General features: G+C 70.4%; 16 protein-coding genes. 5 read left to right on the top strand and 11 right to left on the bottom strand.

From position 1 onward, the window contains the following. The 3 genes from Acy02nite_RS45390 to Acy02nite_RS45380 form a co-directional block, all read right to left on the bottom strand. The coding region (locus Acy02nite_RS45390) for an AMP-binding protein (RefSeq protein ID WP_203756258.1) at positions 1-230 on the bottom strand (230 nt) is incomplete at its 3' end. Between the two features lie 178 nt (positions 231-408). Beyond that, the gene (locus Acy02nite_RS45385; RefSeq protein WP_203756255.1) at positions 409-2439 is read right to left on the bottom strand and encodes an ABC transporter ATP-binding protein; all 2031 of its coding nucleotides are present in this window, start codon (positions 2437-2439) and stop codon (positions 409-411) included. Continuing rightward, the gene (locus Acy02nite_RS45380; RefSeq protein ID WP_425548278.1) at positions 2436-2699 is read right to left on the bottom strand and encodes an MbtH family protein; all 264 of its coding nucleotides are present in this window, start codon (positions 2697-2699) and stop codon (positions 2436-2438) included. The genes Acy02nite_RS45385 and Acy02nite_RS45380 overlap by 4 nt, the downstream gene beginning before the upstream one ends. Positions 2700-3049: 350 nt before the next feature. Here Acy02nite_RS45380 and Acy02nite_RS45375 point away from each other — a divergent pair, with 350 nt between their 5' ends. Both Acy02nite_RS45375 and Acy02nite_RS45370 read left to right on the top strand, forming a co-directional pair. Further along, complete coding sequence (locus Acy02nite_RS45375) at positions 3050-3712, top strand: response regulator transcription factor (RefSeq protein ID WP_203756273.1); 663 nt, start codon at positions 3050-3052, stop codon at positions 3710-3712. Positions 3713-3721: 9 nt separating this feature from the next. Further along, entirely contained in the window at positions 3722-4975 is a 1254-nt protein-coding gene (locus tag Acy02nite_RS45370; RefSeq protein ID WP_203756252.1) for a HAMP domain-containing sensor histidine kinase, read from the top strand. Positions 4976-5036: 61 nt separating this feature from the next. Here Acy02nite_RS45370 and Acy02nite_RS45365 read toward each other — a convergent pair whose 3' ends face one another. From Acy02nite_RS45365 to Acy02nite_RS45355, 3 genes are all read right to left on the bottom strand, one after another. Further along, positions 5037-5840, bottom strand: a complete 804-nt coding sequence (locus Acy02nite_RS45365) for an alpha/beta fold hydrolase (RefSeq protein WP_203756247.1) — start codon at positions 5838-5840, stop codon at positions 5037-5039. Between the two features lie 34 nt (positions 5841-5874). Then, entirely contained in the window at positions 5875-7176 is a 1302-nt protein-coding gene (locus tag Acy02nite_RS45360) for a cation:proton antiporter (protein WP_203756243.1), read from the bottom strand. Positions 7177-7361: 185 nt separating this feature from the next. Beyond that, entirely contained in the window at positions 7362-8489 is a 1128-nt protein-coding gene (locus tag Acy02nite_RS45355; RefSeq protein WP_203756222.1) for a prephenate dehydrogenase, read from the bottom strand. A 557-nt stretch (positions 8490-9046) separates the two neighbouring features. Here Acy02nite_RS45355 and Acy02nite_RS45350 point away from each other — a divergent pair. Then, entirely contained in the window at positions 9047-9823 is a 777-nt protein-coding gene (locus Acy02nite_RS45350; protein ID WP_203756220.1) for a GNAT family N-acetyltransferase, read from the top strand. A 10-nt stretch (positions 9824-9833) separates the two neighbouring features. Further along, positions 9834-10337 (top strand): MarR family winged helix-turn-helix transcriptional regulator, encoded by a 504-nt coding sequence (locus Acy02nite_RS45345; RefSeq protein WP_203756218.1) that lies wholly within the window; start codon positions 9834-9836, stop codon positions 10335-10337. Positions 10338-10374: 37 nt separating this feature from the next. Here Acy02nite_RS45345 and Acy02nite_RS45340 read toward each other — a convergent pair whose 3' ends face one another. The 5 genes from Acy02nite_RS45340 to Acy02nite_RS45320 all read right to left on the bottom strand — a co-directional run bounded on the left by Acy02nite_RS45340 (position 10375) and on the right by Acy02nite_RS45320 (position 13980). Then, positions 10375-11220 carry an SDR family NAD(P)-dependent oxidoreductase gene (locus Acy02nite_RS45340; RefSeq protein WP_203756216.1) on the bottom strand — a complete coding sequence of 282 codons (846 nt, stop codon included), beginning with the start codon at positions 11218-11220 and terminating at the stop codon, positions 10375-10377. A 334-nt stretch (positions 11221-11554) separates the two neighbouring features. Further along, positions 11555-12373, bottom strand: a complete 819-nt coding sequence (locus Acy02nite_RS45335) for an MBL fold metallo-hydrolase (protein ID WP_203756214.1) — start codon at positions 12371-12373, stop codon at positions 11555-11557. A gap of 149 nt (positions 12374-12522) precedes the next feature. Beyond that, complete coding sequence (locus Acy02nite_RS45330) at positions 12523-12714, bottom strand: hypothetical protein (protein WP_203756211.1); 192 nt, start codon at positions 12712-12714, stop codon at positions 12523-12525. A gap of 2 nt (positions 12715-12716) precedes the next feature. After that, positions 12717-13481 (bottom strand): hypothetical protein, encoded by a 765-nt coding sequence (locus Acy02nite_RS45325; protein ID WP_203756208.1) that lies wholly within the window; start codon positions 13479-13481, stop codon positions 12717-12719. Next, positions 13474-13980 (bottom strand): RNA polymerase sigma factor, encoded by a 507-nt coding sequence (locus Acy02nite_RS45320; RefSeq protein WP_203756205.1) that lies wholly within the window; start codon positions 13978-13980, stop codon positions 13474-13476. The genes Acy02nite_RS45325 and Acy02nite_RS45320 overlap by 8 nt, the downstream gene beginning before the upstream one ends. A 224-nt stretch (positions 13981-14204) precedes the next feature. Here Acy02nite_RS45320 and Acy02nite_RS47435 point away from each other — a divergent pair, with 224 nt between their 5' ends. Next, a complete protein-coding gene (locus tag Acy02nite_RS47435; RefSeq protein WP_203756201.1) occupies positions 14205-14447 on the top strand; it encodes an SDR family NAD(P)-dependent oxidoreductase in 243 nt (80 codons plus the stop codon). The last annotated feature ends 169 nt before the right edge of the window (positions 14448-14616 follow it).

Below are 14616 nucleotides of genomic sequence, written 5' to 3'. Positions count from 1 at the left end.
GCCGCGCCGGCCTTCCACACCCCGAGCATCGCCGCGACCATCTCCACCCCACGCGGCAGACACAACCCGACCCGATCACCACGACGCACACCGGCCGCGACAGCCGTCGCCCGCTCATCGAGCTGCGCATACGTCAACGACCGGGCACTGTCCCGGACCGCGACCGCCTCCGGGGTGGACCGCACCCAGCCCGCGATCAGATCCAGCACCGAACCTGTCGCGATCGGCACCGCTGTGCCGCTCCATTCCAGTGGCACAGCGGTACGACCGGTGGGACGAGAAGTGGGAGACGACAGATCAGAGCTGCCGAGGGTCTCCGACAGATCGCCCATAAGGCTTTCCCCTCCTACGGGATTCGCATAATGCCTGTTCGCGACGTGTGGTGGTGATGGAGACCGGTAGCCGGCCTCAGCCCGGGATCGGCGGCGGCGGTCCACCGTCGGGGTGGAAGCCCGGTCCGAACGGGGCAGCCCGGCCGCCCCGGCCCGGGCCGCCGGGGAGCGGTCCCGGTGCCACGCCCACCGGCTCGGGAGCCGGTATGTCGTCGTCCGCCGTTTGCGGGCGGGAGAACTGCGTGCGGTAGAGCTCGGCGTAGAGTCCGCCCCTGTCGAGCAGCTCGTCATGGGTGCCGTGCTCCTGCACCCGGCCGTCGTCGATCACCAGGATCTGGTCGGCCTCCCGGATGGTGGAGAGCCGGTGGGCGATCACCAGTGAGGTCCGGCCCGCCAGCGCGGTCTTCAGCGCCTTCTGCAGGGCGGCTTCGGACTCCGAGTCCAGGTGTGCGGTCGCCTCGTCCAGAACGACGATCGGCGGCGCTTTCAGCAGGAGCCGCGCGATGGCGATCCGCTGCTTCTCGCCGCCCGAGAGACGGTAGCCGCGGTCGCCCACGGTGGTGTCGAACCCCTCGGGGAGACCGGCGATCAGATCCCAGATCTGCGCCGCCCGGCATGCGGCGATCAGGTCCTGATCGGTCGCCTCCGGCCGGGCATAGGTGAGGTTCGCCCGGATCGTGGCGTGGAACAGGTGAGCGTCCTGGGTCACGATGCCGATCGACTCGTGGAGTGACGCCAGGGTCAGGTCCCGGACGTCGTGCCCGCCGATGCGGACCGCGCCCTCGGTGACGTCGTAGAGGCGCGGCACCAGGTGGGTGATCGTCGTCTTGCCCGCGCCGGACGGTCCGACCAGGGCGGTCAGCTTTCCGGCCGGCGCCACGAAGCTGACTTCCCGCAGCACCAGAGCGTTCGTCGTGCGTTTCGGCGCCGCCACCGCGATCGACTCCAGCGACGCCAGCGAGACCTCCGCCGCGGACGGGTAGCGGAAGGCCACCCGGTCGAACCGGATCTCCGGTGCCGAGCCGCCGGCGGCGAGACCGGCGGGCAGGGCCCGAGCGTTCGGCTTGTCGGTGATGAGCGGCTTGAGGTCCAGCACCTCGAACAGGCGGTCGAAGCTCACGAGCGCGGTCAGGATGCTCGCCTGCGCGCTGGAGAGCTGGGTGATCGGCCCGAACAGCCGGGTGAGCAACGTGGCGAGTGCCACCAGCGTGCCGAGTTGCAGGGTGCCGTCGATCGCCAGGCCACCGCCGACGCCGTAGACGAGTGCGGTGGCGAGCGAGCCGATCAAGGTCATGGCGAGGAAGAGCGTCTTGCCGTACGTCGCGGCGAGCACCCCGAGGTCCCGGACCTTGGCCGCCTGTTGCGCGAAGAGTTGAGTCTCCACGGCCGGCTTGCCGTAGAGCTTGCTGAGCAGTGCCCCGGTCACGTTGAAACGCTCGTTCATCAGCGAGCCCATCTCCGCGTGCATCTGCATCTGCTCCCGCATGATGCGCTGCAGGGACCGCCCGACGATCTTCCCCGGCACCACCAGCAGCGGGAGGATCAGCAGGGAGATCAGCGTGACCTGCCACGACAGGTAGAACATGGTGACCAGGACCAGGATCAGCGTCAGTCCCGACGAGCCGATCGTGGACAGGATCGCGGTGACGGCCTGCTGGGCGCCGACCACGTCGGTGTTCAGGCGGCTCACCAGGGCGCCGGTCTGCGCCCTGGTGAAGAACGCCAGCGGCTGACGCTGCACGTGGTCGAACACTTCGGTGCGCAGGTCGTAGACGAGCCCTTCACTGACCCGGCCGGAGTACCGTGCCTCCGCCATGCCGAGAACGAGGCTCACCAGGGCCAGCCCGACGACGGACAGCGAGATCCACAGGACGACGTCACTGTTGCCGGCGGTGATGCCGTCGTCGATCAGAACCTTGAAGAGGATCGGGGTCAGCACGGTGAGGCCGGCGTTGAGGGCGGTCACCAGCAGCAGGACCGCCATCGGGCGGTAGTGCGGACGCGCGTACGGCAGAGCCCGTCTGAAGGTGCCCGGCTTGATACTCTGCCCGGTCACCGACGAGTCCGGAGCCATTCCACGCATCATCGGGCCAGGGCCGAGAGTCATGAAACGGGCACCTCTTCGGCGTCCGACTGGTTCTCCTGCACCGTCGCCTCGTACTTCTTCATGTCGTCGATGAGGCTTTGCGGACGCATGTCCGTCCAATTCTCCTCGACGTAGTCGAGGCACTCCTTCTGCGAAGCCTCACCGAATACCACTCGCCAGCCGGCGGGGACGTCGGCGAAAGTCGGCCAGAGCGAGTGCTGGTTCTCGAGGTTGACCAGCACGAAGAAAGAGCCCTGCTCGTTGTCGAATGGATTTCCCATGATTTCCCCCCTCAATTATCCGAACGAGAACGGCCACACGATATCCAGACGTGAGACAACTCGACAAGGCATCCCGACAGGCCATGTCCAACCGCATTTATGAGCACTTGGACGTCACCATTCCGGACATTCTTATTGTTCGTTCGGATCATTACTGGTCAATACCTGGACAGGTTGGTCCCCAGGGGTGCGCAGCGTCGGTCATCCGACGACGGCGGGCGGGCGTCCCTCGCCCGGGTGGGCCGAGGCGGTGGCCGCGTGAGTGAAACGCTGAGGAAACCGGCGCTAGAACACAATGGGAAAGCTTGTCAAGATTGGTCATGTCCGGCTGCCTGGAGGAGGACGACGGGATGCGAATTCTCGTGGTGGAGGACGACGAGGAGATGGCACAGACCGTCGCCGCCGGGCTGCGACAGGCGCACATGGCGGTCGATGTGGCCTTCGACGGGGTCACCGCATTGGAACGCGCCACCTGCAACGGCTACGACGTCATCGTGCTGGATCGAGACCTTCCCGGCATGCACGGTGACGAGGTGTGCAGCGAGCTGATGGCGGCGGGTTCCCGCAGCAGGATCCTGATGCTCACCGCCGCCGCCACCACCGAGGACCTGGTGGAGGGCCTGAACATGGGCGCCGACGACTACCTGCCCAAGCCGTTCGACTTTCCCGCACTGGTGGCCCGCGTCGGCGCTCTCGCCCGCCGGGTCCAGCCGGCCGTCCCTCCGGTGCTGCACTACGGCGACCTCGCGGTGGACACCGCCCGGCGCATCTGCACCCGCGGCGGGCGGCGGATCGACCTGCGCCCCAAGGAGTTCGGTGTGCTGGAGATCCTGATGGGTGCCGAGGGCCGGGCGGTCTCCGCGGAGGAGTTGCTGGAGCGGGTCTGGGACGAGGCCGCGGACCCGTTCACCAACGCCGTGAAGATCGTGATGAGCCGGCTGCGCGCCAAGCTGGGGGATCCACCGATCATCGAGACCGTGCCCCGGCGGGGCTACCGCATCCACCAGGCCTGAGGAGCTGCCATGTCGATGCCCGTCCGGCTCCCACGCCGTACCGTCCGCCTCAGATTGGCCCTGCTCTTCGGCCTGCTGTTCTTCGCCACCGGAGCGACCCTGCTGGCCATCACCTACCTGCTGGTGCGGTATTCGATCCTGCACATCAGCCCCGGCCCGGTGGAGGGTGCGCAGGCGGCCCCGGCCGGGCAGGGCCCGTCGCTGCTGCCGGAGGGGAGCAGCGGCCCCATCCATCAGCAGTCCTCGATGGACTTCTCGATGCCGGCGACCCAGGCCGCGCTGGAGAGCCAGAAGATGGTCGTGCTGGAGCAGCTCTGGATCAACTCCGCGTTCGCACTCGCGATCATGTCGGCCGCCTCGGTGGTGCTGGGCTGGCTGATGGCCGGCCGGGTGCTGCGCCCCCTGCGGACGATCACCACGGCCGCCCGGCGGATCTCGGCCACCAGCCTCAACGAGCGGTTGTCCCTGCAGGGGCCCGACGACGAGCTGAAAGAGCTCGGTGACACCTTCGACGGCCTGCTGAGCCGATTGCAGGTGTCCTTCGAGGCGCAGCGCAGGTTCGTGGCCAACGCCTCGCACGAGCTGCGGACCCCGCTGGCCCGGCAACGGGCGCTGGGGCAGGTGGCCCTCTCGAACCCCCATGCCGACGAAGCATCCCTGCGCGCCGCGCACGAACGCATCCTCGCAGCCGGCGCACAGCAGGAACGACTCATCGAGGCGCTGCTCACGCTCGCCCGCGGTCAGGCGGGGATCGACACCCGCGAGCCCTTCGACCTGGGCGAGCTCGCCAGGGAAGTGGTGACAGCCCGGCAGTCCGACGCTGAGCACCGGTCCGTCGCCCTGCGGTCCAGCATCGCGCCGGCCACGATGGCGGGGCACCGCAATCTCACCGAACGCCTGATCATCAACGTGATCGACAACGCGATCCGGCACAACGTTCCCGGCGGCCGCGTCGATGTCGAGACGTACGTGCTGGACTCCCGGCCCTTACTGGTCGTGAGCAACACCGGCCCGGTCGTCCCGGCGGAGACGATCGACCGGCTCTTCCAGCCCTTCCAGCGCCTGAACACCGACCGGACCTCGCGGACCGAGGGCCTCGGTCTCGGCCTCTCGATCGTGCGAGCGATCGCCCAGGCCCACGAGGGCACCGTCACCGCGGTCCCCCGGCCGGGGGGCGGCCTCACGGTCACGGTTGCCTTTCCCGCTATGCCGGTGAACCACCACGGCGCCGCGCCGGACCTCATCTCGGCGCGCGGCCGCTGACCGGTGTCCAACCAACCGATTCGGACGGATGGACACCCGCCCCCTCGCCGGTCGCGTGACGTCAGGCCGTCGCGAAGAACTCGAGGAGCAGCGAGTTCACCGCCTCGGGTCGCTCCAGGCACCCGAAGTGGCCGCAGTCCGCGAGCTCCCGATAGATCGCGTCCGGGATGCTGTCGGCCACCTCGCGGCACAGGTGCGGGCGCACGACCAGGTCGTCGGCGAACCCGATCACCAGGCACGGACACTCGATCTTCGCGTTGCGCTCACGCCGGTCCGCGATCAGTTGCAGGCCCAACTGCGGGCGGATCGACGCCGGATCGACCGCGGACAGCTCGAGGATGTCCAGCCAGTCGCGGAGCGCATCCTGGTCGTTGAGAGTGCGTGGGGACAGGTTCTGCATCGCGGTGACGACCGCGCCGTATCGTGGCGGCAGCACGACACCCTCATCACCCAGCGCGGCCTCCGCGGTGACGACCGCCCGGGTCAGCACGTCCGTCCGGGCGGCCGCGCCGATCAGCACCGCTTGCCGGACCAGCTCGGGGCGGGCGACAAGAAGTTCCTGCACGATGATGCCGCCCAGCGAGAAGCCGACCACCCGGCACGGCCCGGCGTGCAGGTGCTCGATCAGGCCCGCCACGTCGGCCGCCATGTCCTCGATCGTGAACTCACCCGGACCGCAGTCGGTCGGCGCGATCCCCCGGTTGTCGAGCGTGGCGACGCGGAAACCGGCCGCGCGCAGCGCCGGGACCTGGTGTGTCCGCCAGGTCCGGCCGGGTGCCCCGGTCCCGGTGACCAGGACGACGGTCTCACCCGAGCCGTACTGGTCATAGCTCAGAGTGATCTCGTTGATCCGTGCGAGCGTCATGCTTGCGTCCCTCCCCTGGTTCGCGCGAGCCACGTCAGTGCCCGCCGGATTCCCGCGTGGCCAGCCCGGCGTGCAGTCGCGCCTCCTCCTCCGGCGTCTCCTGGAGCCGTTTCAGCGCCGTTCGCAGCAGCGGCGGTGCCATCACCGAGGTCACCACCGCCACCAGCACGATGATCGTGTAGGAGGCGGAGTTGAGAATGCCCAGCCGGAGCCCCACCATCGCGACGACCACCTCGACGACACCTCGCGCGTTCATCCCGGCGCCCAGGGCGAGTGCCTCCCACCGGTTGAGCCGGCTCAGCCGGGCACCCAGGTAGGCGCCGGCGAACTTGGAGACGATCGCGACGGACAGGACCGCCGCGGCGGCGCCGAGGACCACTGGCTGGGCGAGCGCCCGCAGGTCGACCCGCAGGCCCGCGGTGGCGAAGAAGATCGGCGCCAGCACGGTCAGCACGACCATCCGCAGCGACGCGGTGCGTGGCCGGACGTACTCCCCGCTGGTTCCGACCAGGATGCCGCCGACGAAGGCCCCGAAGACCGCCTCCAGCCCGAGGGCCTGGGTGCCGGCGGCGGCCAGCACGACCATCGCGGCGGCCGCGGCGGTGGTCTGCTGCGGCGAGTCGCACCTGCGCAGGACGGCTCGGACCAGCGGACGGGCCAGCACCGCCACCACGACGACCAGCAGCAGGGAGAGGACGGCGAAGGCGATCGTCGCGCCGGTGAGACCGCCGACCGCCATCGCGGAGACGATCGAGAGCATGAGCCAGCCGAAGGCGTCGTCCACCGTGCCGGCCGCGAGGGTCAGCTGGCCGATGTCGCGATGGATGAGATTCATGTCCATCAGGGTCTTCGCGATCACCGGGATGGCACTGACGGACATCGCCACGCCCAGGAACAACACGAAGACCACGCTTTTCGTGTCCCCGGCCCGCAGCACCGGCGCCAGCCCGAAGCCCAGGGCGATGCCCATGCCCAGCGGCAGCACCAGGCCGGCCAGGCTCACCCGGACAGCGGTCGCGCCCTGCCTGCGCACCATCCTCATGTCCAGCTCGATGCCGGTGAGGCCGACCAGCAGCAGGACGCCGAGTTGTCCCGCGGCGTCGAGCAGATGCACCTGCTCCGGGACGGCCGGGAACAGCCAGTGGGAAACACCGGGCAGCGTCCAGCCGAATAGGGACGGACCGAGCAGCACGCCGACGCCCAGCTCCCCCACGATCGCGGGGAGACCGACGCGCACGGCCAGCCGGCCGAGCAGGATGGCGCCGGTCAGGAGCAGACCCAGTTGCAGCAGGAGCAACAGCAGCTGATGCGAGGCGATGGGAGCTGTCGGGACCACTTGTCCTCCTCGGAGTCCGGACCGCCGCGCCGGGCGAGCCTGACGAATACCTGGCGGGACCTATTCGGAAATGGCGGCTCTTTCGCCGGCCCCCGTGGGCGGACGATTGGCTGGACATACGGGCACCGTCATGCCGGCCAGCGAACTGTATCAATTGATTCGGAGCAGGGACGCGCCCCGGAAGGTCACGGATTCCGACGATGGTTTCTCGCCGGGGAAACGTCCCGGGAAATCTCCCACCCGGCTATTCGGAGCCCGATCTCGGCGAGTTCGGCTTCCTGGACCGGAACCGGGAATCGCACGACCACGGCGCCGTCCGTATCGATCTCCGCTGCCACCTGCTCGGCACTGATCTCGAACGTCGCCGCCGAGGACAGCAGGCGGGCCAGATCGCCGGGGTGGCGGCGCAGCACGACCCGCAGCACGGCCGACAGGTCCGGGACGGCAGCGCCGCTCCCGGACCGCCGGAGGTGCGTGACGCCTCGCACCCCTCTCCTCAGCACGTCCGTCACCAGCCGCTCCGCGGCGGCCCGGTCGCTCGGGCCGGGCTCGGCGAGGTCCTCGACCGCCGCCAGCAACCGGGACAGGTCGGTGTGCATGCCGCGCAGGGCCACAGCGACGGCCAAGGCATTCGCCCGGACGATGTCGGCCCACAGCGCGGGATCGCCCGCGGCGATCCGGGTGACGTCACGCAGCCCCTGGCCGGCCAGCTGTCCGGCCCCGGCCGGAGCATCACAGAACCGCGCCGCCAGCAGACTCGCCATCAGGTGCGGCAGATGTGAGGTGAGCGCCACCGTCTCGTCGTGCTCCCGGCTGGAGAGCAGCACCGGGATCCCGCCGCAGAGCAGCGCCAATGCCTTCGCCCGCTCGGTGGTCACCTCGTCGGTGACCGGGGACGGGGTGAGCACCCAGGAACGGCCGGCGAAGAGCTCGGCACTCGCGGCCAGCGGGCCGGACAGTTCCCGGCCCGCCATCGGGTGACCGCCGACGTAGGCCGACGGCTTCGGCGCGGAGCGCAGGACGATCCGCTCGAGCTCTCCCTTGACACTCGCCACGTCGGTGTAGCTCAACGCCAGCCCACTGGACTGCGCCTGCCGGATCACCGGGCCGACATGTGCGGGCGGGACCGCGAGCACCGCCAGATCCACCGGTCGCTGCGGCGACTGCGCCAGTCCGGCGCCGAGCGCCTCGGCGACGCGCACCGCGACCGGGTCACGATCGGACAGGAACACTGTCACCCCGGCGCGCCGGGCGGCCAGCGCCACCGAGGTGCCGATCAGGCCGGTGCCGATGACGATCATGTCGCGGAGCACGACGCATCACCCATTTCGAGCAGATCTTCGAATGAACACAAATGTCCGGCGAAATCTGCCGGACATCCTGTCGGGCAATGCTGTCAAACGGGTAGGTCGTTGTCGATTCATCGTCCAGTCGTGACAGATCGGGCGCCGATTAGCATGTGGTGATGAGTGCGCCTGTCCAACAGCGGGAATTCAGCGGTTGGACAGGCGCACTCATCACCGGAAGGGTCCGAACATGACACCGTCTGTCGCGGCTCAACAGGGCACCACTCCGGCGTCCTCGACAACGGACAGCGACTGCACTCGGCCGACGGCCTGCGCACCGCGCGTGAAACCCGGGTCTGCTACCGGCCGCCCATCGCCTCGCGACAGGAGACCCGGTGCCCGATCCCGGGGTGGGACCTCACCGGTCACGCGAATCCGGCTCAGTCGCGCAGACCGACAGCTGCGGTCATCCGCCTGGCTGCGACGTTGCCCGCGGAGGGTACGTGAGCGTGTGCTGCTGGGTGAGCCAGGGCGGATCCGGGGTTCGACGTGAACTTTCACCGGGCCGACACGTCGATCTCGTCGTGAACTCAGCGAAGTACGTGGTGGACTCCGTCGACGACCTGGCACCGCAACTGGCCAACAACCGCGCCTACTGGCTCGGATGGGGCAGCACCTCAGCGGTCGACGACGACCTCCCGATCTACCGCAGCGACCTGCGGCACGGGATGTTGAACGGAGTGCTCCGGGCGCGTGGCATCGACCTGGCCACCGCCGTGAGCCGGGCCCGGGAAGCCCTGGCCGGAACCAGTTGGATGTGGTGGTATCACCCTCTGGACAGCGACGTCGCCGTCGCGGACCTGCTTGTCCACCGCGGCGCCACCCTGGCCGGCACCGTGCCGTTGATGGCCGCGCGCCTCGACGACGTACCCGAGGTGCCGGTCCCGTCCGGGGTCCGGCTCGAACCGGCTCGGACCAACGGGGACCTGGCCGCGTTCGCCCGGACCTATCTGGTGCCGAACGGCATGACCATGACCGACGCGGACGCCGCCGCCCAGGTGGAGATCTCCCGGGACGGCCGTCTCGACGACCAGCTTCGCTACGTCGCCTGGTTCGGGGACGAGCCGGTCGCCTGTGGCGCGCTGTCCATCAGCCATGGCGTGGCCGGCATCTACAACATGGCGACGATCGCCGCGTTCGAGGGCCGTGGCATCGGCACCGCGCTGGCGGTGGAACTGCTGACTCAGGCGAGGAGGCGGGGCCTGAAGGTGGCGACCCTGACAGCCAGCCCTCGAGGCGCGCTGGTCTATCGGCGGCTGGGGTTCGACGCCGTCAGTGAGTACCGGCTTTTCAGCTTCTGATCCGCGCGACATGGGCACCGAGACGACGTCCCCGGCGGTCGGGGAACGGGTCGACGCGCGGCCGGGGATGGCCGGACTGAGCCGGCGGCTGGCACGGGCCGCGCGTGTCGTGGCCGCAGCGGAGGCCACTGCGTTGCACGAGGAGGACCTTGACCCCCGCGAGTACGCCTTGCTCACGGTCCTCATCGGCGGGCGGCTGCGGACGAACCAGTTGGCCCGCGTCATGTCGACGTCCGGGACCACCACGCGCAAGCTCGTGGACGCGCTGACCGACCGGGGTCTGATCAGCCGCAGCGCGGGCCGGTACGACGGCCGGGTACGCCACGTGGAACTCACCCCGGCCGGCGAGAACCGGATCCGGAATGCTCGAGCGGCTGTCGCGGACGCTGTCGGGCGGCTGCTCGCCGGTGCCGGGTTCACCGACGAGGCGATGGCGCGGCTCGGCGTGCTCCTCGACGAGATCGGCCGCGCCCCCGCGCCGACGGGATACGCCCTGCGTCCTCCGCCTGAGTAGGTGGCCCCGGGCGTCCCGCGGGGCCTCTACCGGTCGATCAGCCGGCGAAGATGCCGGCCATGGTGTCACGGATCCTCACCATCGCGTCCCGCGGCTGCCCGAGCGACAGGCCTCCGTCGATGGCCAGATCCTGCCCTGTCACGTAGGAACTCGCGTCACCGGCGAGATACACGGCGGCCCCGGCGACGTCCGATCCGGTCCCGGCGCGGTGAATGGCCTGCATCGACGCGGCCTGCTCACGCGCGTACGTGTCGAGGGCATCCAGGCGTTCCCGGGCCTGCACCTCGGTGACGCCGGCGGCCTTGCCGAAACGCGTGGTGGTGATGAAGCCCGGGGAGATGCTGTTCACCCTGATGCCGTAGGCGCCGAGTTCGGCGGCAGCCCATTTGGTGAGGTGGATGAGTGCGGCCTTGGAGACCGAGTACGCAACCCCGGCGTAGACGACGCGGTCACCCGTGATGCTGGCCATGTTGATGATGCTGCCGCCCGTTCCCAGCCGGCGCAGATGACCGACGGCGTGTTTGATGCCGTACAACGCGCCCATGACGTTGACCTCCTGGGTGGCGCGGAAGGCAGCGGCGTCGACCTCCTCGATGCTGCCCAGATGCGACGCGGCTCCGGCGTTGTTGACGAGTACGTCCAGCCGGCCGTGTCGCTGGACGGCGACGTGCAGCAGCTCGGCGACGTCGTCCTCGTCGGTGACATCGGTCCGTACGAACGAGGCCGCCGGCCCGAGCTCCCGGACCACGGCGTCGCCCTCGGACCGGCGGCGTCCGGCCAGGACGACGTGCGCGCCCTCGGCGACGAACGCACGCGCCACGTCCACCCCGATGCCACTGGTCGCCCCCGTGACGACGGCCACCTTGCCTGTCAATGCGTTCATCCCAGCCCCCTCACGGCGCGACGGGCGATTCCCGCCGCTCCCGGGACGACGGCGCACGGAACCGGAGGTTCGCCGTCATCACCGGTGAACTCGGTCACGCCGGACACGATGGAGACGACCGCCGGCGGCCCGGCCGAACGTCCCGCCGCCGCCCGGCCTCGGCCGGTGTCCGGCTACGCACGCGGAGCCACCGGGGAGGCGGCGGCTCACCCCGTCGGTTCGGCCGAGGGTCGCGTGATCGACCTCTGCGGCGTCGGCCGGTTCCCGCGGAGACCGGCTCGGCGAACGGGGCGCGCGCGGCCGGCGCGCGGCGTCCGCCCGGGCGCCGGCAACGCTATGCCAGCAGTCGCGGCGGGCCGGCGAGCACGGTGCTGGGCACCGGGTTCCAGGCGATCGTTCCGTCCGCGGCGCGAGACACCCGGCCGAAGGGCTGGTCGCCGAAATGGAAGGCGAAGGCGAGAGTGCCCGGCACCAGCATCTCGTCGATCAGGCGTCGCCGGGCGGCCGGGACGCTGTCGCCGTGCCAGTCCGGACCCGAGCCCCACTCGAGGTGGTTGAGCTGCAACGGGTGGTGGAAGGCGTCGCCGAAGCACAGCAGCCGCTCGGCCCCGGCCGTGATCAGGAAGGACGTATGGCCCGGACTGTGACCAGGAGTGACGATCGCGGATACGCCGGGGACCACCTCGTCACCGTCCTCGAGCAGGCTCGGGGCCGCGAGCCACGCCATCTCCGGCGACGCCTTCCACTCCGCCGCGGCAACCGCGTGACGCCCGAAGGCCCCGGCCCAGCCCACGTGGTCGGGGTGCAGATGGGTCAGCGCGAGCACGTCGACCGCCGACGGGTGGTGGCCGAGGCCGGACAGGGTGTCGAGCAGCGAACCGCAGTTGACCGTGCCACCGCCCGCCTCGCCCCGCATCGGGCCCAACCCGGCGTCGATCAGCAGCCGCCGCTCACCGATGTCGACCAGCAGGCCGCCGGCCGACATCGGGACCATGCCGTGCTCGTCCAGGAGATCGAGCGTCCACTCCCCGGGCGGCACGGACGGGAAGAAGCCGGCCGGAGGGAAAGCCATGGCGCCGTCGACGACGTACGTGAAACGGACCTGACCCAGGGTCAGCGAGCGGACCGAGGACTGGTTCTGCAGACTCGTCATACCTGCTCCGACGGCGCGCAAGGGGCGGCGTTCAGTGCTGTTGCGTCACATGCCGCCGGCCGCGAGCTGACGGCGGGCCGCCGTGGCCCGCCTCGAGGAGACCGCCGGCGCACCGCCTGACCACTCGATCGGCCGCGGACCGGGACCGGCTACCACCGAGCCGCGGCGAGAGCCAGGCGCAGCAGACCGGGCACTTCCCGGCCCGCCGCCCGCCGGTCGTCCGCGGCCGTACGATCGCGGTCGGAACGCGGCCCGGCACCGGCCTGCCGGCGCGCGTCGTCGAACATGTCCGCATGCGACGCCGTTCCGGCCCGGAACGGGGACTCGTCATCGTCGGGCATCGTCAGGAGAACTCTTCCGGACGGTACGAACGGCTGCCGGCCGCCGTGTGCACGACGATCCGGAACCCGTCGGTCTGGTCACCGTGACGATCCGGCCACCACGCGGCCCACCAGCCGTTACTGACGGTTGCCCGGACCGTCGGCCCGTGCGGCAGGGCGATGTCGACACCGGTCACGCCCGGGCCGACCCGGCCCAGCGCGCTGGTCTGCCGACCGGCGGCACCACCGATCGTCTGCGGACCGCCGAGCATCGACACCCGGCCCGTCGCAGGCAGCGACGGTTCCGCACCGTGGCCGTCCGACAGCCGGTCCGCCCCCGCGGGCTCGTCCCCGTCCCAGGAGAAGCAGGTGACCAGTGCACCACTGCTCATCTTCAGAACGAGGAACAGGGAGGTGCCGCGACGCTCGGCCAGCACCGCTTCGCCGGCCGGCTCTGCCCAGGATCGGGCACAACCGGTGGTCAGGGTCACCAGCTGCGCGGCGGTGACCTCGGCGGGAATCGCGGTCCACGACGCATAGGCGGTGTCCGCTCCGGGCCGGAGCGCGGGCGCCGCCAGGATTCCTCCGACGCCCAGTACGGCCGCGGCGACCAGGCCGATCACCAGCCGCCGGGCCGGAGGCCGGTGCAGCCGGACAGGCGCTGTCCCGGTCCTGGAGCGGGCCATCATCTCCTCGATCCGGGCGCGCGAGCGCGCCCACTGCTCCGGCGTGGGTTCCTGGTCGCGGACCGGATCCAGCTGGGCCACCCGGCTCAGGTCGTCATCCATGTGTGCTCTCCGATCGTGTCGTCTGACGGGTGGGTTCGAGGGCGTCGCGCAGTCGCCGGCGGGCTCGCCCGAGCCGCATGCTGAAGGCCGATCGCCGGCAGCCGAGCACGGTCGCCGCCTGGTCGCCGGTCAGGCCGTCGAACGCGACCAGCGCCAGCACCTCACGCTCGGCAGCGGTCAGCGTCCACCACGCGCGGATCAGATCGATCCGGTCAGGCGTCGCGTCCGCCTCGGTGTGCAGGTCCGCCACCATGTGCAGATCCACCTCGTTGCGCCGGCGCCAGCTGCGGTTCTGGTTGGCGATGGTTCTGCGGGCCACGCCGAAGAGCCACGGCCGGGCGTCGTCCGGCACGTCGGCCAGCCGGCGCCAGGCCACCATGAACACCGTGGCTACGACGTCCTCGGCCTCGGCGGGCGGCACCCGGCGTCCGACGAACCGCAGCAGGTCCGCGTACGTCGCGGTATGCAGCTCCCGGAACCGCTCCTCGTCAACTTCCATGACCCGTACCTGTCCGCGACCGGTGAATCTGCCACTTCGTGGGCCACTGAGACGTGCCACACACGTACGCGGGAGAAGCCCTCGCCGTCAGGATGCCAGCGGTCGCAGCGCTGTTTCGCGTCTTGGGCCAGGCCGGGCCGGTCGCGCGCTGAACTGGCGCGTTCTGCCGCCGTCTCTCTTTCTGACTGACCAGTCAGTCCAACCGTGGACAAGGAGACAAAGACATGAGTCGCGTTCGGTTCATCACCGGAGCGTCCCGGGGCCTGGGCCGGTCCATCACCCGGGCCGCGCTGGCCGCCGGTGACAGCGTCATGGCCACGGCCCGGCAGCCCGGGGAGCTCACCGCGGCCTTCGCGGATCACGGCGCTCGCTTCGCGACCGCGCCCCTCGACGTCGCCGTGCCCGGCGCCGCGGCCGATCCCCGCTGCCGGTGTCGCCATCAACTGGTGAACGAGGAACACCGATGAGAGCGGGCATCATGGCCGGGGCCCGGGGCCGACGCTCCCACCGAGAGTTGCACCGGTTGGCTGCTCCCCGGACCCGCCCGAGTCAGGCACGTGCCCGAGGCGGCGTAAGCGCTCCAGAGCGGGGCGCGAAGTGCGCAGTGCGTCGTCTTCGCTGTAGGTCAGCGAGTCC

Origin of the sequence: Actinoplanes cyaneus (assembly GCF_016862095.1) — a bacterium.
Classification (GTDB): Bacteria; Actinomycetota; Actinomycetes; order Mycobacteriales; family Micromonosporaceae; genus Actinoplanes; species Actinoplanes cyaneus.
This window is presented reverse-complemented; position numbering and strand designations above follow the sequence as displayed.

What these genes read in the sequence shown, in the direction of transcription:
- Acy02nite_RS45385 (WP_203756255.1), bottom strand. Translation starts at nt 2,439, where the DNA reads ATGACTCTCGGCCCTGGCCCGATGATGCGTGGAATGGCTCCGGACTCG.
- Acy02nite_RS45380 (WP_425548278.1), bottom strand. Translation starts at nt 2,699, where the DNA reads ATGGGAAATCCATTCGACAACGAGCAGGGCTCTTTCTTCGTGCTGGTC.
- Acy02nite_RS45375 (WP_203756273.1), top strand. Translation starts at nt 3,050, where the DNA reads ATGCGAATTCTCGTGGTGGAGGACGACGAGGAGATGGCACAGACCGTC.
- Acy02nite_RS45370 (WP_203756252.1), top strand. Translation starts at nt 3,722, where the DNA reads ATGTCGATGCCCGTCCGGCTCCCACGCCGTACCGTCCGCCTCAGATTG.
- Acy02nite_RS45365 (WP_203756247.1), bottom strand. Translation starts at nt 5,840, where the DNA reads ATGACGCTCGCACGGATCAACGAGATCACTCTGAGCTATGACCAGTAC.
- Acy02nite_RS45345 (WP_203756218.1), top strand. Translation starts at nt 9,834, where the DNA reads ATGGGCACCGAGACGACGTCCCCGGCGGTCGGGGAACGGGTCGACGCG.
- Acy02nite_RS45340 (WP_203756216.1), bottom strand. Translation starts at nt 11,220, where the DNA reads ATGAACGCATTGACAGGCAAGGTGGCCGTCGTCACGGGGGCGACCAGT.
- Acy02nite_RS45335 (WP_203756214.1), bottom strand. Translation starts at nt 12,373, where the DNA reads ATGACGAGTCTGCAGAACCAGTCCTCGGTCCGCTCGCTGACCCTGGGT.
- Acy02nite_RS45330 (WP_203756211.1), bottom strand. Translation starts at nt 12,714, where the DNA reads ATGCCCGACGATGACGAGTCCCCGTTCCGGGCCGGAACGGCGTCGCAT.
- Acy02nite_RS45325 (WP_203756208.1), bottom strand. Translation starts at nt 13,481, where the DNA reads ATGGATGACGACCTGAGCCGGGTGGCCCAGCTGGATCCGGTCCGCGAC.
- Acy02nite_RS45320 (WP_203756205.1), bottom strand. Translation starts at nt 13,980, where the DNA reads ATGGAAGTTGACGAGGAGCGGTTCCGGGAGCTGCATACCGCGACGTAC.
- Acy02nite_RS47435 (WP_203756201.1), top strand. Translation starts at nt 14,205, where the DNA reads ATGAGTCGCGTTCGGTTCATCACCGGAGCGTCCCGGGGCCTGGGCCGG.